Annotated in this window: 16 protein-coding genes; 7 read left to right on the top strand and 9 right to left on the bottom strand. The window is 35.5% G+C overall.

Annotation, left to right across the window (positions count from 1 at the left end; all coding sequences use genetic code 11):
- The first annotated feature begins 26 nt into the window (after window positions 1-26).
- Window positions 27-830: a CHAD domain-containing protein gene (locus BXY64_RS08450; RefSeq protein ID WP_120239442.1), complete on the top strand. Its 804-nt coding sequence runs from the start codon at window positions 27-29 to the stop codon at window positions 828-830.
- Here the strand turns inward: BXY64_RS08450 and BXY64_RS08455 are convergent.
- Window positions 827-3,226 (bottom strand): penicillin-binding protein 1A, encoded by a 2,400-nt coding sequence (locus BXY64_RS08455; RefSeq protein WP_120239443.1) that lies wholly within the window; start codon window positions 3,224-3,226, stop codon window positions 827-829. The two genes, BXY64_RS08450 and BXY64_RS08455, sit on opposite strands and share 4 nt — an antisense overlap.
- Window positions 3,227-3,446: 220 nt before the next feature.
- Between BXY64_RS08455 and BXY64_RS08460 the strand changes: the two genes are divergently transcribed.
- Together BXY64_RS08460 and BXY64_RS08465 are read left to right on the top strand one after the other, a co-directional pair.
- A complete protein-coding gene (locus BXY64_RS08460) occupies window positions 3,447-4,583 on the top strand; it encodes an FIST signal transduction protein (protein ID WP_120239444.1) in 1,137 nt (378 codons plus the stop codon).
- Between the two features lie 4 nt (window positions 4,584-4,587).
- Entirely contained in the window at window positions 4,588-6,726 is a 2,139-nt protein-coding gene (locus BXY64_RS08465; RefSeq protein WP_120239445.1) for a PAS domain S-box protein, read from the top strand.
- Between the two features lie 501 nt (window positions 6,727-7,227).
- Here the strand turns inward: BXY64_RS08465 and truA are convergent.
- Window positions 7,228-8,034, bottom strand: a complete 807-nt coding sequence (gene truA, locus BXY64_RS08475) for a tRNA pseudouridine(38-40) synthase TruA (RefSeq protein ID WP_120239447.1) — start codon at window positions 8,032-8,034, stop codon at window positions 7,228-7,230.
- Between the two features lie 411 nt (window positions 8,035-8,445).
- Between truA and BXY64_RS21415 the strand changes: the two genes are divergently transcribed.
- From BXY64_RS21415 to BXY64_RS08495, 4 genes are all read left to right on the top strand, one after another.
- Entirely contained in the window at window positions 8,446-8,631 is a 186-nt protein-coding gene (locus BXY64_RS21415; protein WP_211334440.1) for a hypothetical protein, read from the top strand.
- Between the two features lie 161 nt (window positions 8,632-8,792).
- Complete coding sequence (locus BXY64_RS08485; RefSeq protein ID WP_120239449.1) at window positions 8,793-9,527, top strand: DUF6261 family protein; 735 nt, start codon at window positions 8,793-8,795, stop codon at window positions 9,525-9,527.
- Between the two features lie 92 nt (window positions 9,528-9,619).
- Complete coding sequence (locus tag BXY64_RS08490) at window positions 9,620-10,675, top strand: hypothetical protein (RefSeq protein WP_120239450.1); 1,056 nt, start codon at window positions 9,620-9,622, stop codon at window positions 10,673-10,675.
- A 2,433-nt stretch (window positions 10,676-13,108) separates the two neighbouring features.
- Window positions 13,109-14,722 (top strand): dipeptidase, encoded by a 1,614-nt coding sequence (locus tag BXY64_RS08495; protein WP_120239451.1) that lies wholly within the window; start codon window positions 13,109-13,111, stop codon window positions 14,720-14,722.
- A 152-nt stretch (window positions 14,723-14,874) separates the two neighbouring features.
- Here BXY64_RS08495 and BXY64_RS08500 read toward each other — a convergent pair whose 3' ends face one another.
- The 7 genes from BXY64_RS08500 to BXY64_RS08530 all read right to left on the bottom strand — a co-directional run bounded on the left by BXY64_RS08500 (window position 14,875) and on the right by BXY64_RS08530 (window position 20,378).
- Window positions 14,875-15,309 carry an SRPBCC family protein gene (locus tag BXY64_RS08500; protein WP_120239452.1) on the bottom strand — a complete coding sequence of 145 codons (435 nt, stop codon included), beginning with the start codon at window positions 15,307-15,309 and terminating at the stop codon, window positions 14,875-14,877.
- 45 nt (window positions 15,310-15,354) lie between these two features.
- Window positions 15,355-16,764, bottom strand: a complete 1,410-nt coding sequence (locus BXY64_RS08505; protein ID WP_120239453.1) for a B12-binding domain-containing radical SAM protein — start codon at window positions 16,762-16,764, stop codon at window positions 15,355-15,357.
- Window positions 16,765-16,823: 59 nt separating this feature from the next.
- Window positions 16,824-17,552: a class I SAM-dependent methyltransferase gene (locus BXY64_RS08510; RefSeq protein ID WP_120239454.1), complete on the bottom strand. Its 729-nt coding sequence runs from the start codon at window positions 17,550-17,552 to the stop codon at window positions 16,824-16,826.
- Window positions 17,553-17,653: 101 nt separating this feature from the next.
- On the bottom strand, window positions 17,654-18,052 hold the full coding sequence (locus BXY64_RS08515) for a diacylglycerol kinase family protein (protein ID WP_120239455.1): 399 nt from the start codon (window positions 18,050-18,052) through the stop codon (window positions 17,654-17,656).
- Window positions 18,053-18,076: 24 nt separating this feature from the next.
- On the bottom strand, window positions 18,077-19,420 hold the full coding sequence (creD, locus tag BXY64_RS08520) for a cell envelope integrity protein CreD (RefSeq protein WP_120239456.1): 1,344 nt from the start codon (window positions 19,418-19,420) through the stop codon (window positions 18,077-18,079).
- A gap of 53 nt (window positions 19,421-19,473) precedes the next feature.
- Window positions 19,474-19,764 carry a winged helix-turn-helix domain-containing protein gene (locus BXY64_RS08525; RefSeq protein WP_054719939.1) on the bottom strand — a complete coding sequence of 97 codons (291 nt, stop codon included), beginning with the start codon at window positions 19,762-19,764 and terminating at the stop codon, window positions 19,474-19,476.
- Window positions 19,761-20,378 carry a hypothetical protein gene (locus tag BXY64_RS08530; RefSeq protein WP_120239457.1) on the bottom strand — a complete coding sequence of 206 codons (618 nt, stop codon included), beginning with the start codon at window positions 20,376-20,378 and terminating at the stop codon, window positions 19,761-19,763. Before BXY64_RS08530 ends, BXY64_RS08525 begins: the two co-directional genes overlap by 4 nt.
- Window positions 20,379-20,387: the final 9 nt, after the last annotated feature.

Below are 20,387 nucleotides of genomic sequence, written 5' to 3' on the forward strand. Positions count from 1 at the left end.
AATGATAGGGGACTTATATTATAGATATGAATAAATTAAGCACGTTTTACAAGAAAAGATTTGATGCATTTTTATTGCATCTTACAGAGGCTAAAAGTCTGAATGAGGATAATGTACACAAATTACGTGTTGACATTAAATATATAAGAAGCTTGCTTTTGCTAGTGGAAGCTCTGCACTTGGATACAGTTATTGTCGGCAAGCTATTAAAACAGTTAAGACCTGTTTTTAAGTATTCTGGTCGTTTAAGGACCATTCAGGTTTGTAAAAGTTTAGTCTTGCAACACAATGTGAAGAATCAGGAGAAAGTAATTCAGATTTTAGAAGAGAATCAGTCGAAGATATCAAATGATTTTGTTGTAGCATTAGAAAAATTTAAGCTTGATAAATTTAAAAAACGGATGGAAAAACTTTATCAGGTTTTGGAAAGAACAACTAGTACAGAATTAAGAGAGAAGGCTGATAAAATCATTCTTGATGAGTTAGATTTAATATACAAACTGTGGGCTTCTTCCAGAGGTGAGGAGAATTACCATGATATTCGTAAGTTTTTCAAAATTATTAAATCCTTACTTCAATTGTTAATTGACATAGAAAGTTCTGACGATCTGGAAAGAGAATATAAAGTTGTGAATGAAACAGAATCTACTCTTGGTAACTGGCACGATCGAGATGTTCTGGACAGGAAGTTAGCTAAAATTCAAAGCTTGGCTCCAAATCCAGAATTTAAATCATTGGTTCGTGAAATAAAGAATAAAAACAGAAGTGAAAAGAATACTCACATTAAAGAATTCAAACAACAAATGCTCATTAATTTTTTAAAGCGCTAGTCTTTGTTTTTCTTCTTAAAAATATTCTTAATTCTTTGGTAAATTGATTTTTTCTCTGCTTTTCTCTTTGCTCTTCTGGCTTTGCGCTCCATTAGTTTATCGCGATCCTTCGCTTTAACGCCAAAAATATTCTTAAGAAATCCTGAATCTTTAGGCATATAGTGAGGGATACTTAATTGTGCAAGAATATCACTATCTGGTTTGCGGATTGAGGCATAGCTGTAGTTAGAGAATTTGCGATTACGACTTAGTTTATGCATAAATTTACCATATATGGGCAAAGCCATACTTGCACCTTGTCCTAAAGTTAAGGAGCGGAAATATACACGCATATCATCGGCTCCAACCCAGGCACCAGCTACCAAATTGGAATTGTAACCAATGTACCATCCATCTGCATGTGAATTTGTAGTTCCTGTTTTTCCAGCCAAATCGCCTTCGAGTTTATAAACATTTCGCAGTGATTTACCAGTTCCGCTATTTACAACGGCCTGCAGCATGTGATTAATGATATCTGCATTCTGAGGAGATAATACAAATCTATTTTCATCTCGTTGTTTAGATAAATCAGCAATTAAATTTCCATTCTTGTCCTCAATTTTTACAAGGTAATAAGGATCAACATGTACACCTCTGTTGGCTAAAGTTGCATAAACTTGAATCATTTCGAACAGGGAAATGTTGGCGGTTCCCAATGCAAGCGAAGGAACTTTAGGTAGGTTGCTATCTACTCCCATTTCTTCGGCAAGAACAATTGCATCTCTAATACCGGTTTGCAAAAGTACATCTACAGCAATGGTATTTACCGATTCAGCCAAAGCACCTTCCATACTATAGCTTCCTTCGTATTTGTTATCTGCATTTCTTGGAGACCAATTATCGTACTCTTCGTAAATCTTTCTTTCGTTAGGTAAATATTCAAATGGAGATACTCCTTCTTCTAGAGCAGCTGAAAAAACGACAGGTTTAAATACAGATCCAACTTGTCTTTTTGCAGTAACATGATCGTATTTGAAATGATTAAAATCGATTCCTCCAACCCAGGCTTTTATTTTTCCTGAGTGTGGCTCCATAGCCAAAAATCCTGTGTTTAAAAGTTGAACGTAGTGTTTAATTGAATCGTTAGGCGACATGTTTACATTCTTTTCACCAGACCAGGTGAAAATTTTCATGTCTACTTTTTTATTGAAAATCTTGTTGATTTCTTGTTCCGATTTTCCAGATTTTTTCAACTTCTTGTATCGATCTGATCGACGTTTGGCATCAGTAAGAATGTTTTTTTTATTATCCCAAGGTTTAGAGCTTCCCCAATGCTTGTAAAATAAATTTTGAAGTCGCTTTAAATGCTCATTTACCGATTGTTCAGCATATGCCTGAAGCTTGGAATCCAAAGTCGTGGTAATCTTTAAACCATCTCTGTAAATGTCATAATAGTCTCCATCATCTTTAGGGAAATCAGCTAATATTTTATTCGCTTCAATTCTAATTTTTTCTCTTAAGTATGGAGCTAAACCATTTTTCGAAGCCTGATTATTGTATCTTAATCCCAATGGCAAAGCTTTCAGTTGCTTTACTTTTGCTTCTGAAATGTATTCATATTTTGCCATTTGATTCAAAACAACATTTCGTCTATGTTTTGATCTTTCGGGATGTAATCGTGGATTGTAGTAAGTTGGAGCTTTAAGCATTCCGATTAATACAGCACATTCATGAGTTTTTAAAGTGGAAGCTGGTTTGCTGAAAAATTGTCTGGATGCACTCTCAATTCCAAATACATTTTCGCCAAAGGAAACTGTATTCAAGTATAATTGTAAGATTTCTTTTTTTGAGTATATTTTTTCCAATCGCGATGCAGTTATGGCTTCCCTGATTTTATTGATAGGCATGGTTAAGGCACCATAGCGCTTTCTAGGATATAGGTTTTTGGCAAGTTGTTGACTAAGTGTACTTCCTCCTCCTGAACTTCGATCTCTCATGATCAAAGATTTTACCAAAACACGAAGCATACTTCTTTGATCAACACCTTGATGTTCGTAAAAGCGAGCATCTTCGGTAGCAATTAATGAGTTAATCACATTGGGAGAAATATCCTTAAAATTGACATTAGTCCTGTTTTCAGCATAAACTCTACCTAAAATAGCACCATCTTCAGAGTAGATTTCAGAGGCATCTGCATTTTTAATGTTTCGCAAAGTATAGTAATCTGGCAGTTTTCCCCAGAAACCAAGGTATACCGTTGAAAATAGCAAGCCAATCCCAACAAGAGCACATGCTATTGCCAGTAATCCCAATCGAATGATGTACGACTTAAAACTTCTTTTCTTTGTCTTTTTCTTGGTAGAAGTCTTTCTCTTGGAATGTGTCTTTTTGTTTGTCGGTTTTTTTGCTTTTGCCATATTTAAAATTCTTGATGCTACTATTACTCAACGAATTTTCACAATAAAGATTATATCTCATTGCAAAACTATTACTCCCTGAAAGTTCAAAAATAGTGATAAAAACTAATTTTTTGATTAACTTATGTAACAGACTTCGTTGTGAATCGTATTAAAATGTTGACGAATAATTTAAAATTCACCATTAAGTGGAGTTCTACTACCTATTTACACCTATAATATGAAAATTGATAAGCTGAGAATTAATTCAATCGATGAATTGTCGAATATTAAAAATCTAAGTGTTAAAGCAGATCTGATATTTGTTTTTGGATATCGAAAGCTAATGTTGAATGAACCATTTACATTAGCGTTGAAGAAACATTATCCCGAGGCAGTTTTATTTGGTTGTTCTTCCGCTGGTGAAATCTCAGGAATTGAAGTGGGAGATGATTCAGTGGTAATTACTGCAATTGAATTTGAAAATTCGACGGTGAAGTTAGAATCCATTCAAATAGAAGAGGGTGCTGATAATAAACTTCTCGGTGCTAAATTATTGGATAAATTGGATAAGAACGGTTTAAAGCATGTCATGATTCTCTCTGATGGATTGAATATTAATGGTGCTGAGCTGGTTAATGGCATAGAAAAGACATTACCTGGAAATGTTACAGTTACCGGAGGTTTAGCAGGTGATGGTAGTGATTTCAACGAAACGGTTGTATATGATAAATCTGGTAAGCCAGTGTCAAATTGTATAGCTGCTTTAGGTTTTTATGGCGAAAGGATTTCTGTAGGTTATGGTTCAAATGGAGGATGGGATAGTTTTGGTCTTGAAAGGCTGGTAACCAAGTCGAAAGGTAATGTATTGTATGAATTGGATGGTAAACCTGCCTTACAGCTTTACAAGCAATTTTTGGGTGATAAAGCAGAAGGATTACCAGCATCGGGTTTACTATTCCCATTAAGTTTACGAGAGGATGGAATTCAGGAACCCGTGGTTCGTACCATTCTTGGGGTAAACGAGGAGGATCAATCGATGACTTTTGCAGGATGCATTCCCGAGGGCGCCTATGTAAGGTTGATGAAAGCTAATGTAGACAGATTAATTAATGGAGCCGAAAATTCTGCCATAACCACTACTGAAATATTACCAAAGGATAGAGCTGAAATTGCCATTTTGATTAGTTGTGTAGGCCGTAAATTGGTTTTAAAACAGTTAATTGAAGAAGAGGTGGAAGCGGTGTCGGATGTAATTGGTAAAGATGTGTGTATTACAGGATTTTACTCTTACGGAGAGATCTCTCCATTTCGCAAGAACACGCCGTGTAAGTTGCATAATCAAACTATGACAATTACTACAATTTCTGAAAAATAAAGCAATGCATCGACTACTTAAAAGACAAATCAGGAAATATTTATCAGAAGATGAGCAAGAAAAATTTAGAGACTTTCTTGATGTGATCAATGATGCATATGTTGACTTTGATTCTGATATCAAGCAAATTGAAAATATTCTTGAAGAAAGTTCACAAGAATTGTTTAATGTAAATCGTGAGCTTAAAAAAAATCTGGAAAGCAAATCAGCTGAGGCTAAAACAACAAGCTCAAGACTAGAGGCCATTGTTGACAATATTAATGAGGTGATTTTTCAGGCCAATATCGAAGGAGAATGGATGTATTTGAATCCGGCATGGACGAAAATGACTGGCTTTGATTTGCTGTCGAGTATTGGTACAAATGTATATGAATTTGTTCACCCTGATGATATTGAGTTGTGCAGGTTGAAACTGAAGTATTTGCTCGAGCATAAAGAGAAAACCAATCATTTTGAGGTGCGTTTTGTAACCAAGTCGGGCAGTTACAAATGGTGCGAAATCGAAGAGCGATTAATCATAGGAGAAGATGGTAAAGCAACGGGATTATCAGGATTTATAAAAGACATTTCGCAACGAAAAAGTTTAGAAGAAGAAAAGAATGAAACTGATGAAAAATTCAGGATGATATTTGAAAAATCATCGGTAGCATACCTGATTATTAAAGAATCGAGATTTTTAGATTGTAACCAGGCTTGTCTAGATCTTTTTGGAGTGAAATATCGAAGCAATTTCATTGGTAAATTTGTAAAAGATTTCTCTCCGGAATTCCAAGCTGATGGCTCTAGGTCATCCGATAAGGCAATGGATTTTATTTACCAAGCCAGAGAAAAGGGCTTCAATAAATTTGATTGGATTCACATGAAGGAAGATGGAATGGAATTTCCTGTTGAAGTAATTTTGAATCCAGTACAGTTAGCCGAGGGCAATATTCATTTTGTTGCACTTAATGATCTGTCGGAGCGAAAAAGAGTAGAATCGGAATTGATTGCTGCCAAAGAAAAAGCCGAAGGAGCTACAAAAGCCAAAGCGCAGTTTCTGTCTACCATGTCGCACGAAATACGTACGCCAATGAATGCTGTAATTGGTGTTACACATTTGTTGTCGGAAAATGACCCGAGAGAAGATCAGTTAAGTAACCTGAATATCTTAAAACTGTCGGCCGATAACTTAATGACATTAATCAATGACATTCTGGATTTTAGTAAAATTGAAGCAGGGAAGATTGAATTGGAGAAAATCGACTTTAATTTTAGAAATTTCATCAGTAATGTGACTGCTGGATTTTTTATGAAGGCAAAAGAAAAAGACCTGGAATTTATTGTTGAAATTGATCCAAAGATTCCTGCACATCTTACTGGAGATCCTACTAGATTATCTCAAATTATTACCAATTTGTGTTGTAATGCCATTAAATTTACCGACGAAGGTAGAGTTCTTTTAAAGGCTGATTTTAAAGGAGGATCAGACGATAAAGTGAATATTCAATTTGAAATTAACGATACGGGAATTGGTATTCCGGCAGACAAAAAAGATCAAATTTTCGAATCATTCTCGCAGGCAGATTCCAATACCACAAGATTGTATGGAGGAACCGGATTAGGATTAGCCATTACCGGTAAGTTGATAGAACTGATGCAGGGTAGCATTGATGTAGAAAGTGAAGCAGGAAAAGGAACCTCTTTCTTTGTGAATGTTAGTTTAAAAATCAGCTTGAAATCCCAACCTAAGCTTAGTTTTTCTGATAGACACTTTACCGGTTGTGAAAAACTGAAAGGAATGCATGTATTGGTGGCGGAAGATAATCCTATGAATGTATTAATTATAAAACAATTCCTTAAGAAATGGGATGTTACCTATGATATTGCCAAAAATGGGAAAATTGCTTTTGAAAAAGTTCAGGAAGCCGACTATGATATGGTACTTATGGACTTGCAAATGCCAGAAATGGATGGTTATGATGCTTCTGAAAACATTCGAAAACTGGAGGGTGAGAAGTATCAGGAATTGCCGATTATTGCTGTAACAGCATCTGCTTTTAACGAAATACGAGCCAAAGTAATGAGTGCAGGCATGACCGATTTTGTAACCAAGCCAATAAATCCTGAAGAATTGTATGTGAAGTTGGAGAAGTATGCTAATTGAAGTTCCAAGTTTCAAGTCTCAAGCCTATTAAGAGTTTCATCGCTTTGTGAAGTGTAGATGTATATTTGTTTGGTTCGGACTGAGGTAGGGGCATGGGAAGGACAAATCGCTTAACCGTAGAATAAATTTTTAGTAAGACGGAGAAGCTGAGAACTTGTTCGAAGATCACTCCGCCGCACTTAAATTTTTCAAGTAGAAGAGGTTTGGGCTTACTCCCCCTAGATTCTTTGCTTACTTTCTGATCAATGCAGAAAGTAAGAGCCATGCGGCTTAAGCAAATTAAAGTTAAACTATAGAATTATTGTTTTCAAATAGTAATCGATTTAGTTACATACTATATTCCATATAGAACCAAAAATATAATCAAAAACACACCTTTCTGGCTGTAGCCATCTTCCCTAAGAGGGAAGAATTTCTAAATTAAGCTAATTATACATCCAAAAGCTAAATCCAATTTGTCGAAACCTTATTCTTTTGGGAATTTACTCTAAAAATTTGTAGCTAAATTAGAACCCAATCCTTCAAATCCATCATGATACACTGATTGGATAAATTTTTCTGTTCTAAAAAGGGATATTTAATTTCTGATAGGTACAAACCCTGTGGATATGCCAAATTCAATGGGGAAGGCGTAATTTGTTGGCTCAATTGCTGTTCAAATTCCTCTACGCTCATTTTACCTTGTCCAAGCTCAAGCAGTTGATGAACAATGATTCGAATCATTCCTTTTAAAAAGCGATTGGCGGTAATCTCGAATCGCAATGAGCCCCCATCAGCACTCTTGTAAATTTGCGCCTTGCTTACCTTGCAAATGGTATGATTGTGTCGATCGGGCGTTTTACAGAAGGCACGAAAATCTTTTTCGCCAATCAAATGTTGGGCAGCCAATTGCATTTTTTCACTGTTCAAATCAAGAGAATAAAGTGAACTGATATCGCTCAAATACGGATTCTTACTGGTGTGAATAAAATAATTGTAAGTACGCTCACTGGCGCTGTGCTGTGCATGATTTTGTGGCTCAACCAACTGAAAATCGAAAACAGAAATATCGGGCGGAAGCATTCGGTTAATGGCAAACAATAGATTCTCATCAATCTGGTGACTCACATCGATATGGAAATAATATTGCGATGCATGAACCCCCGCATCGGTTCTGCCACAACCCATGCAGTGTATTTTTTCCTTCAGAAACTTGCTCAAAACATCCTCAATGCTTTCCTGCACACTTGTGGCGTTAATCTGCTTTTGCCAACCTCTGTAATTGCTGCCTTTGTAGGCGATATGAAAAAAATACCTGTATTTCGACATGAACTTTAGTTTGGGAGCAAAGGTAGAAATTATTTGATGGAAAGGTGGGAGTCTATTTTAATGCATGGCTAAAAAAAATATGAGACAGAGTGACAGGTTTGTTTTTGATTTGGAAAGAGAAACCCTTGGCTGTTTTGTAATGCTTAAGGGAGATATTTATCTATCATAGATTTTAATAGTTGTGGATTTGGATTTATTATTAAGTTAGTAATATGTGGTGATTGCAATGATTGAGAGGTGAATTTAAATGAGATAAATCTCTAAATGAATTTTGGTATAATTCATAAAATAAGGATGATAGGGTGTTTATGCTTGTGTTTTTGTTGATTTTACTAATTGTTTAAGGATGTGAATCAATAAAAACAATTATTTCTTTGTTAAGTAAAAATATTAATATAAATTTGATAGAGTGTGATGGGAAAATGGGGAAGTTGGTATTGGAACAATTATCATTTAATGAAAGCAAAATATTTTTTTGAAGCGTTATCATTTAATGAAAGTATGAAAGATGGAACTTTTGCTCTTTCATTGTTTAATGAAAGCATGAAAGGTGGAACTTTTACTCTTTCATCGTTTAATGAAAGCATGAAAGGTTGAACTTTTGCTCTTTCATCATTTAATGAAAGCATGAAAGGTTGAACTTTTGCTCTTTCATCGTTTAATGAAAGCTTACAAGTTGTTTTCGGAAATAATGGGAGTTGGAAATTCAGAGACTTAAATTTTAATAATCAATATAACTAACACTTAAAACAAAGACTATGAAATTGATTAAAAAAATTAAAACCAACATTCGTAATAACGATGCTAGTGCATTGGTAAGAGTAATTATAGATGCATTTGCACAGAACGACTGGACTACCGATACTTACTTAATAGCTCTGATCGCAAAAATTAGTGAGTATAGTACCTCATTAACAGAGGCTCTAAAACGTTTAATTGCTTACTCGCAACTGGCCGAAAAAGATCGTGTTCGCGATTTGAAAATTCGATCCTTATTTAAATTGGTTGAAGGGTATACTCATATTCCGGTAGCCGAGGTAAAGGAAGCTGCTTTGGTGGTTTATAGAATTTTAGAAAATTACGGTATGGGTATTCAGGATGAGAACAACGATGCAGAAACAGCTGAGGTAAGATCGATGCTTAAAGATTTAGGTAAAGAGGATGTTGTAGCCGCAATTGCCAAACTGCAAGGTGTGGGTGAAATTATTACTGCCTTAACTGCGGCTGAAGATGATTTTGAATCCATTAAACTACAGCAAGCCGAAGGCGAAGGAGCCAAGCAAGATTTGGCAACAGCCAGTAAGCTAAAGAAATTAGCTGTAAAAGAAATAAACGACAATTTGGTAGGCTATATGAATACCATGGCAAAGGCAAAACCAGATACTTACAAGGCAACAGCTCAAACTATTGCTCATTTAATAGATGAAAGCAATGAATTGATAAAACGCCGCCGTACAGAAAGTGAGGCCGAGGCGGATGCCGAAGTGATTTAGATTTAGAATAGCGATGCAAAAGCTTCTACTTGGTGGGGGCTTTTGTTTTGAGAAAGATACAACTGAAATAAGAACAATTTGTACAAAACATTATGACAGGTTTAAAAAGAGAAGATAGAATTAATACTGTTTATGGAGGTGGAGGTCATGTTGTGATACTAGGTGCAGGAGCAAGTATTGCCTCGACTTTAAGAAACCCTGAATTAAGTGGAAAGAAATTACCTTCAATGGATAATTTCATTGAATTAGTTGGGTTGGAGGATATTTTAGAGTCCATTGATGATCGTTTCAAAGCAAAGAATTTTGAAACTCTCTATAGTAACCTTCATAGAGATGATCCTAATTCAACCGCAATTAAGGAGATTGAGAGAAGAGTAATTAGTTACTTTAAAGATATGAGGTTGCCTGAAGAACCGACTATTTATGATCTTCTTGTGTTGTCTTTAAGACCCAGAGATCTAATTGCAACTTTTAATTGGGATCCATTTCTTTATCAGGCTTTTTGCAGAAATAGTAAGTTTACAAAAGACTTACCTCTTATGTCTTTTTTACATGGGAATGTATCAATTGGATATAGTTATGAAGATAAGCGTTGTGGACTCGCAGGAATGTATATGAGAAGAGATGGAGGTTTCTTTGAACCAACAAAACTCTTGTACCCAGTTCATGAAAAGAATTATAATCAAGATGAATTTATTTCTACTGAGTGGGATCGTTTGAAATTTTGGTTAGGTGAAAAATCTACGAAATTGGTAACAGTGTTCGGTTATGGTGCTCCAGAGTCGGATGTTGAAGCAGTAAGATTACTAGATGAAGCTTATGGTGGTAAAGATGCAAGAAATATGGAACAATTTGAAGTAATTGATGTGCAAGATGAAGATGTTGTTGTTAATAGGTGGGATAAATTTATTCATTCTCACCATTATGATTATGCGACTAGTTATTTTGAATCATCTTTAGCCCGTAACCCTCGAAGAACAAGTGAAAACTATTTTCAACATGTGTTACCTACAACAATTGCTGAAGCATTTAGTGAATCTAATCCTATTCCATCAGATTTCTCAACTATGAAAGAACTTTGGGAATGGCATAGGCCATTAATTGAAGCTGAAGAAAAGTGGAAGGAAAAACAACTTATGAATAAATAGTAATAACTTTTACCAAAGAAAAATCCCGAACCTACCAAAGTTCGGGATTTTCTCTAACCACTATTTACTAACCTAAAATCTAATCTATGAAAAAACTTCTCTGTTTTTGTACATTACAAATGTAGGTTAGAAGAGTGCTAAATGGATTGAATAAAAGTTAATGAAACTTAAAAGTGGGGGTGAGAGTTTGTGCTGCACCCTTTTTTCTGTCGGCACTTCCTCTAAGCGTGGAAGAACTTAAAATCAAAGGACAGTACTAGTGTTGCGGTGCGCTGCACCTTATTTAAAATTCTAATGTGTGGTTCTATAAATATTTCGCAGCTCTGCTGCTTTATCCTTAAATAAATTCAGGTGCGTAGTACCGGAATATTTATAGAAAAATTAGAATGAGATGAAAAAAAGGTGTAGTGTACCGATATATTTGTTTTTTATAAATGCTTTGCTTGAGTTGTATTGTAGTCAAGGGGTGACTGATTTGCAAGATGTAAATAGTCACCCTTTGACTTTTCTTGGAATACCGCCAAAGAAAAATCCCGAACCTGTTCAAAGTTCGGGATTTTCTCTAACCACTATTTACTAACCTAAATCTAACCTATGAAAAAACTTCTCTGTTTTGTATGTTACAAATGTAGGGTAGAAGAATGCTAAATGCATTGAATAAAAGTTAATGAAACTTAAAAGTGGGAGTGAGAGTTTGTTTTGCACCCCTTCGCCTGTCGGCACTTCCCCTATAAGGGGAAGATCTTATAAATTAAAGGACAGTACTAGTGTTGCGGTGGGCTGTACCTTGTTTAAAATTCTAATGTGTGGTTCTATAAATATTTCGCCGCTCTGCAGCTTTATTCTTAAAGAAATTCAGGTACGGAGTACCGTAATATTTATAGAAAAATTAGAATGAAGTGAAAAAAGGTACGGCGTACCGATATATTAGTTTTTTATAAATGCTTTGCTTGAGTTGTATTGTAGTCAAGGGGTGACTGATTTGCAAGATGTAAATAGTCACCCTTTGACTTTTCTTGGAATACCGCCAAAGAAAAATCCCGAACCTTATAAAAGTTCGGGATTTTCTCTAACCACTATTTACTAACCTAAATCTAACCTATGAAAAAACATCTCTGTTTTGTACATTACAAATGTAGGGTAGAAGAGTGCTAAATGCATTGAATAAAAGTTAATGAAACTTAAAAGTGATTAGAATATTGTGATTCATATCACGGTGCGCTGCACCTTGTTTAAAATTCTAATGTGTGGTTCTATAAATATTTCGCCGCTCTGCAGCTTTATTCTTAAATAAATTTAGGTGCGGAGTACCTGAATATTTATAGAAAAATTGGAATGAAATGAAAAGGGTACAGCGTACCGTAATATTTGGTTTGTATGAACGCTGCAACAACTATTTCTATTTCTCCCAGCTTTAGCTGAGGACAGAATATTATCAAAGAAAAATCCCGAACCTATTAAAAGTTCGGGATTTTCTCTAACCACTATTTACTAACCTAAATCTAATCTATGAAAAAACTTCTCTGTTTTGTATGCTACAAATGTAGGGTAGAAGAGTGCTAAATGGATTGAATAAAAGTTAATGAAACTTAAAAGTGATTAGAATATTGTGATTCATATCACGGTGCGCTGCACCTTGTTTAAAATTCTAATGCGTGGCTCTATAAATATTTCGCAGCTCTGCTGCTTTATTCATAAAGCAATTTAGGTACGGAGTGCCGGAATGTTTATAGAAAAATTGCATCAAGAAATTCAATAAAAAATAATCAACAGTCTAATTTTCAAGTTAAGTTTTCCCCTGCTAGGGGAAGTGCCGACAGGCAAAAGGGTGGAGGAAACCCATATCAAATTCAATAAAATTAGAATCTAATTGTTACCAAAGAAAAATCCCGAACTTTTTAAGATTCGGGATTTTCTCTAACCACTATTTACTAACCTAAATCTAATTCTATGAAAAAACTTCTCTGTTTTTGTACATTACAAATGTAGGGTAGAATTGTGCTAAATGCTTTAAACAAAAGTTAATGAAGCTTAAAAGTGGGGTTTTTGAGTTTGTTTTGCACCCCTTCGCCTATCGGCACTTCCCCTAGCAGGGGAAGGCTTAAAGTTTATAGGACAGTGCTTGATTTTAAAATGCCATTAATCTTAGGGGTTTGCCTTCTAGGGAACCGGAACGAAGAGGAGCTCGTGAAAACATTAATGCGAAAATTGTATGTGAACAAACTGCTGACAGACTAAAGGGTGGAGGAAATATATAATCGGTATTTATTCAAATGGTAAATTTCTAACAACAAGTAGGGTGATAAACCCATAAATGCATACTTGTTTAAAAGCATTATCAATCATTTTGTTGTACAATTGGAAGAATAATGAGAATAAATTACTTTTAGAGCTCAATTTTAAAGCTGAGGCATACATTTAAACAACAAACACATGAAAAAGTTACTATTAGCAGCATTTGCCATGCTTTGCATATTGCCGGCAAGTGTTGTTGCACAAGGAGTTTTAGATCAGGTAAACGATCCGTTTTTTGGAGAGAGTTGTACCAGTATCATGGTGGGTAAAAAGGCATCGACTGATGGATCTGTAATTACAAGTCATACTTGCGATGGACGATACAGAACCTGGTTAGAGGTTGAGAAAGGACAGAAGTTCGAGAAGGATACTACCATGGAAGTTTACAAGGGTAGCCTGAAAACTGAAACTGCTTGGGATCGAAGAAAAATGAATGTTGTAGGTACCATTCCACAAGCGAAAGAAACTTACGCATATTTAAATACCGCTTATCCATGTTTGAACGAAAAGCAATTGGCAATTGGTGAAACTACCATTGTTGGTCCTAAAGAATTGGTGAACGAAAAAGGAATGTTCCTGATTGAAGAGTTGGAGCGAATTGCACTACAGCGCTGTACTACAGCTCGCGATGCTATCAAATTAATCGGCAAATTAATCAAAGAATATGGTTACGGCGATTGGGGTGAGTGTATCACCATTGCAGACAAGCATGAAGTATGGCAAATGGAAATTTTCGGAGAAGGTCCTGATAATGTCGGAGGGGTTTGGGCTGCTCAGCGTATTCCTGATGATCATGTTGGTGTATCGGCAAATATTTCAAGAATTGGTAAAATCGAGAAAAAGAACAAGGATTACTTCATGTATTCGGATAATGTATTCTCTGTAGCAAAGAATCTTAAAAGATGGGATGGAAAAGAAGAATTCAAGTTCTGGAAAGCTTATGGTAAGGTTGATAAACCATTCAAAATTCGTGAGTTTTTCATTCTAAATGCTTTGGCTCCATCATTAAAATTGGATTTTGAAGCAGATGAATTGCCATTCTCGGTAAAACCAGATCAGAAAGTTTCTGTACGCGACGTAATTGCATTGTATCGCGAAACCTATGAAGGTACTGAGTATGATATGACTCAAAACCTAAAAGTGGTGAAGAAAAAATACAACGATAAGAAAGAGGAGATTGGTGCTGATACCATTATCGCTCCAAATGCTCACCCATGGCCAACAAGAGATCACAGAAACTTGCGTAATTACCTTAAAGAGGGAACCATCGAGTATCAGAGAACGGTTGCTGTTGCATGGTGTTCTTATTCTCATATCATTCAGTTGAGAGATTGGTTGCCTGATGAAATTGGTGGTAGAGCTTGGTTCTCTTTCGATAATCCAGCACAAAGCCCTCGTGTTCCAATTTATTCAGGAACAACGAAACTTCCTGAGAGCTTTAATTTCTGTGGTCAAAAACGATACAGAGAAGATGCTGCAATCTGGCAATACAGAAAGGCCAACAAATTGGCTACTTTGCAATGGCAAAAAACCAGAAAAGGCATGATGGAAGAAGTGGCTTATTTTGAAGACAAAGGTTTTAGCGATGCGGAGTATTTTGAGGCTAAAATCAAGAAGCTTTTAGAAGAAGGCAAGAAAGAAGAAGCGACCACACTTCTAAATAAATTCACCAAAGATTTTACAGGAGCTACAATGCTACGTTGGAAAGAATTGGAGAATGAATATTGGGGAAGATTTGGTTTGGGATTCTAAAGAAAAAGTATAAGGCTGCTGACATTTCACGCAAAGGTCGCAAAAAATAATAACGGAAAGAACGCAAAGTGTTGAGGTATAATAATCTCATCTTTGCGTTCTTTCTTTTATAACTTAGCGTTTCTTTGCGTGAACCGTTATTTCAAAATATTTTATTGTTCTTCGGCAAACTCCTTAAACATTTGCAGGTATTTTTCGGTTTGCTTTTTAAACGCTCCAGGCATAAGCCATCCAAATATTTTTATCAACCCTTTCAGTTGAAATTCCTGTTCGGTTAAGTACTTTGTTTTGTGATCGCCTAAAGGTAGAAAAGTGGTTTTAGCCAAATTGTAAACCCCTCTTGCTTCATAGCTTGCAATAAACTCTTCAGGAAGATTTAAAGAGATTACTGTTTCAAGCATTTCCATTTCTTTTTTCCCTTGTTTGAAAATCATTTTTGAAGTAGAACCTTTTGTTCCAGGTTCTCCCGTTAGGTGTTCTATACTCTGCAGACCTTCCATCCATTTAAAAAGGTTATCTTCACTATTAAATAATTTTACGACTTCATCAATAGGCTTGTTAATTTCTATTTCAATGGTATACTTCATTTCAAATCTGGTTTAAAGTTTATGGAATATAGAATATACGAAAAATCATTGAAATGATTTGTATAGAGCATTGTCAGAAATATTTGCTTTGGCCTTGTCAACTTCGCAAAGAAGCAATTCCAATAGTGGCAACATTCGTTTCAAACCTCCTGTATTGATGATGAAATTCCATAGTGGTTCAAATTTTTTCCATCCGCCAGTATAGAATAAATGTTTTAGTTGATGGGTAAGATGATCATGAGCGAAAGAGGATTTGAAAATGTTCTGCCAGGAATAAAATTCCTTATAGGCCCATTCATATCCATCCTCCAATTCTTTTGCGCTTAAATTTTTGCTTTCATATACCGTGTGTCTTGTGTCATATAAATCCCAATCTCTGGTAAGAATACGATTCTGCTTCTCTAAATCCTGATAGAGCTTTGTGCCTGGATAGGGTGTTAAAATGTGATAGGTTGCTGTAGTAATTGAATGGTTTACTCCCCAGTCAACCGTTCGTTTGAATACATCTTGATTATCGTGGTCCAGCCCAAAAACAAAACTACCGTTGATCATGATTCCTAAATCGTGCAGCCTTTTAACAGCCAACTCATAGCTTTGTTTTAGGTTCTGATTTTTATTGCTTTGGCGCAAATTCTCTTCCGAGAAGGTTTCGAATCCTACAAATACGCTTCTTAAGCCTGCTTCGGCGGCTAATTCTAATAAATTGCCTTTAAGAATGGATTCAACAGTAGCAGCTCCTTGAAAGACTCTGTTCATTCCCTTCATTTCACGAAATAAGGTAGTAGCTAATTTTGGATCGCCCAGAAGATGATCATCCAAAAAGTAGAGATGCTTTCCTGGAAGTCGATCAATTTCAGCAAGAATTTCATCTACTCGTTGTGTGTAAAATGATTTTCCACCTTTAAAAAAGGCATCCTTATAGCAGAAACTACAGTGATGAGGACAGCCTCTTGATATGGATAGAGAGTTGGGGACTAAGTATTTTTCTCGTTTGATCAAATCTCTCCTGATTACTGGTTGGTTTTCAATGGTTCTTCCTGTTTTTGCATGATAGAATTTTTTAGCCTTTTTCATCTTAAAATCTTGCAGAAATTCAGGAAAGGATTGCTCTGCAGGTCCTAGAATCACAGTGTCTGCATGTTGGATTGCTTCATTTGGCAGTGAAGTAACATGTAGACCTCCCAAAACTACAAAAGCCCCACGTTTTCTGTAATGATCGGCAATTCTATAAGCTCGCTTTGCATTGGTAATATATACTTGAATTAGGACCAAATCGGTATTGTCATCGATATGTAATTTTTCTACATGTTGATCTACGAGTTCAATTTCATCCTCTGCAGAAAGGTAAGATGCTAAGCTTGCTAAACCAAGAGGAGGGAACAAGGAGTATTTAATTGGACGCCAAAAAGGGCTCTTCGCCTCGGTGAGTGAAGGCAATACGAGTTTAACTTTCATTTCTGTAGGATATGAAGGATTTAAAAAATAACGATATGTAAAAGCAGATACTTAGGGTATTAACTTGCCTCAACAATTAAAGGCATGCTGTTTTCCGTGAGATCTTCACGTTTAAAGTTTCCGAAAAATGAAATGTTTGTAAATCCTGCTTTTTGCAAGAGTTCTTCCACTTTTGATTTCCTGAGTGCTAATAAAGCAATGCAGTTTTGAATGCTATTGTCATTTTCTTTAATGCTTAGTATGGTTTCAAAATCAACTTTCCCCAATGAAGAATGATACTCATAGTTGCGTTCAAACTTTATGACCTCATTTTCAATGGTAGGCAAGTGATCAATCTTCTGATCGATGATGCGGTCGTAATTGATAATTTGAAAAAGAAGTTTTCCATCTTTCTTTAAAACCGCTTTTGCATTCCGAAAGAATTGTAATACTTCTTCATCTGAGTTTAAGTGTACCAATGTGTTTCCAAAGCAGGCAATAATATCGAACGAATTTGGTCCAAAGGCCGTATCGAGTTCCAGCATATTCTGCAAATGAAATTCAAGGTTTTTGTAGTTCTTTCCTTTGGTGATTGACTTGTCAATCATCCCTTTATCCAGGTCTATACCAATTACCTTCTGGTAGGTTTCAGCTAGTTCCAATGATAAATCACCAATGGCACAACCAATATCTAAAATGGAAAGTTCATCTTTTGCTTGATGATGGCTTTTGCCAATAAAATCAAGCTGCATTTTATTCAAAGGAAAAATATAATGGTAGTATTTTGAGATGCTTTCGTAAAAGTCCATATTATTCAGTTTTTTATATTGATGGATCAATTTAGGCAAATTATGCCATTTATACTATGAGAATATCTTTGGGTATAATGCCGATATATTAATAAATAGCCTTAAGGAGTTAAGAACCTTGATGCTATATTCATTAAATAATCGGTATAAATCAATACTCCGATAATGAAAGCAGTAATTGCACTAATTAATACTGCAGCTGCCGAAATGTCTTTTATTTTCTTGATTTGTTTGTGATGATTTGGCTGAACAAAATCACATAGATTTTCGATCGCTGAATTAAATAGTTCTGCTACTACAACAAATCCGATTGAGAAAAGCACCGCAACAATTTCCATTTTTTTCAGCTTCAAAACAGCAGACAGCACGTACATGATAATACCAATGCCCAAATGAATTTTGGCATTATCTTCTTCTTTAACTGCAATTTTTACACCTCGCAAAGCATGTTTGAAACTGTTTAATAGAGTTTTTATGGAGAATTTGCTTTTTTTATTCATTTCTCAATCGGATTTTAAATTGAATTATTCAGCACTTACATGCAGTTTGTACCAATTGATATTTCTGGTAAAGAACATGGTGATGGCAAGAATAACTGTTAAGCCTATACTACCCATTAGCAATGCATAATCAGCAAGTTGAAGTGTTACAAAAAGGAATGTGTAAATTCCAAGAATTGTTGACGACAGTATAGCTGTAAATTTTAATGAGTTAAAAACACTTGTTGAGTAAAGAGAGATGAGTAAGGAACTAACTCCGGCAGAAATTAGGTATGCGATATTAAAATTGGTATGTTCCGAAATGGATATCAACAGAACATAGAAAAGGCAAAGTGCTAAACCCACCAAAGTATATTGAAATGGATGAATTTTTTTTCCGTTGAGAATCTCTACCAGGAAGAATACCAGGAAGATTAAAGAGATGGTCATTGCAGCATACTTAGCCGATCGAGTGGCTTTTTGGTAATCATCCAAGGGCATAATAAGGTCTACACCAAAACTGGAATCTTGCATTCTGTCTGCCATATTTCTATCTACCCACGATTGAGGATAGTTGCGGTTAAGTAATAAGGCTTTCCATTTGGCTGTAAAACCCTTATCGCTAACTTCACGAGTTTTAGGAATGAAGTTGCCATTAAAACTAGGAGAGGGCCATGGAGACTGCAGCTCAACTTGTGTGCTTCCACCAACTGGTATAAAGGAAAGATTTTGACTTCCCTGTAGATTTAAATCAAAGGAAAAGTTAACCATTTTGGTAAAATCTTCTGCCAAATTCGGTACATCCAGACTTACTCCAGATGGCATCATAATGGGTAAACGGGACCCCGGTTGAACCGATATTTTTTCTTTTCCCCATTGAAGTTGAATTTGATCCTCTATACCTCTTAAGTCAGAAATTCCGATGCTCATGAAAGCTTTGTCAAATTGAATCTCTTTCAATCCACTTTGATCAATTTTAGCATTTAAATCAAACAGTCCGGAAACCTTCAGCTTACTGCTGTAAACAACTACCTCGTAAATACCACGTTTTAAAGTCTTGGGTTCAATATCTCCATTAACATTTAATTGGTCTGGTAAGATGTGTAAGTGTTTCGTTTGCTTAATAGTCTCATTTTCATTGTTGAGATATTCATATACCAGAGGAATGGTTAATATAGGACCATTAATTTGCTGTTCATTGGCCCATTTAGAGCTTACTTCATGAAGTACCGATTTATTTTGACTTTCTCTTTCATGAATGATGGATTTGATCATACTTGCAGGAATAAGAAGCAGAAGCATAAGAATGGTAATAGTGGAAAGTTTTAATCCAACGGATTGTTTTAGCCAGCGGCCAAATTTTTCGAATGGTGATTGTTCTGTGTTCATATATTGTGTTTTTTAAAGTACTTTGAAATACAAAGTGGAATAGTAAAAAAAAATTATTTCAATAGTTGCTCAATGGCTTTTATGTGTTTTAGGAATGCTGCTTTCCCTTCATTTGTTGCACTGTACTTGGTATTTGGTTTGCGATCCAGGAATTCTTTTTGAACGCGAATGTACTCGGTCTTTTCCAAAGACTTTAGGTGACTGGCCAAATTACCATCAGTTACGCCTAAAAGGTTTTTTAAGGCATTAAAATCCAGGTAATCGTTTACCACCAAGGCCGACATGATTCCAAGTCGAATTCGGTTCTCAAAAGCTTTATTTAAATCTTTTAAAATATCTTTCACGACTTGTATTTTACCTCCATAATAATACCATACACAATGTGTAGGATTCCAAATCCAATGCACCAAAATATCAGGCCATACCCTATAAAATAAGTAGCAATTAATCCTAAAATGATTTCTAGAATTCCCAGGCTTCGAACTTCGGTTAGGGTGTATTTACTTGCATTTACCAAGGCCAAACCATAAAAAATCAAGGTTAAAGGAGCTATTAAACCTATGTAACCTTTAAGTAATATCAACAGGCAAAATACTCCGCCGCTCAAAAGAGGGATAAGCAAATTGATTAGCAGTCTTTTGGTTTGAGAATCCCATATGTTTTGCTTGGTCTTTTTGGTTTTTAGGCGAGTAAAGAAAATTCCAAAGCCAACTGCAAGTAACAATGTGATTATACCGATGCTTAATAATTGAATAAGTTGTTCCCAACTTAAGAGAGCGCGATCAAAATTTTGGTAACCAGTTTCAGAATAGATGCTGATCCATGCAAAATAGGCACCTACCAGTGCGATAATTCCTGCCGAAATTCCCGATAATCCACTCAATGAAATAAATTTAGATGATTTGTTCATCATCTCTTTAATTTCATTTAAATCATCAATGTATTTTTGTTGGTTCATAAAAAGTAC

Source organism: Marinifilum flexuosum (assembly GCF_003610555.1).
Lineage (GTDB): Bacteria > Bacteroidota > Bacteroidia > Bacteroidales > Marinifilaceae > Marinifilum > Marinifilum flexuosum.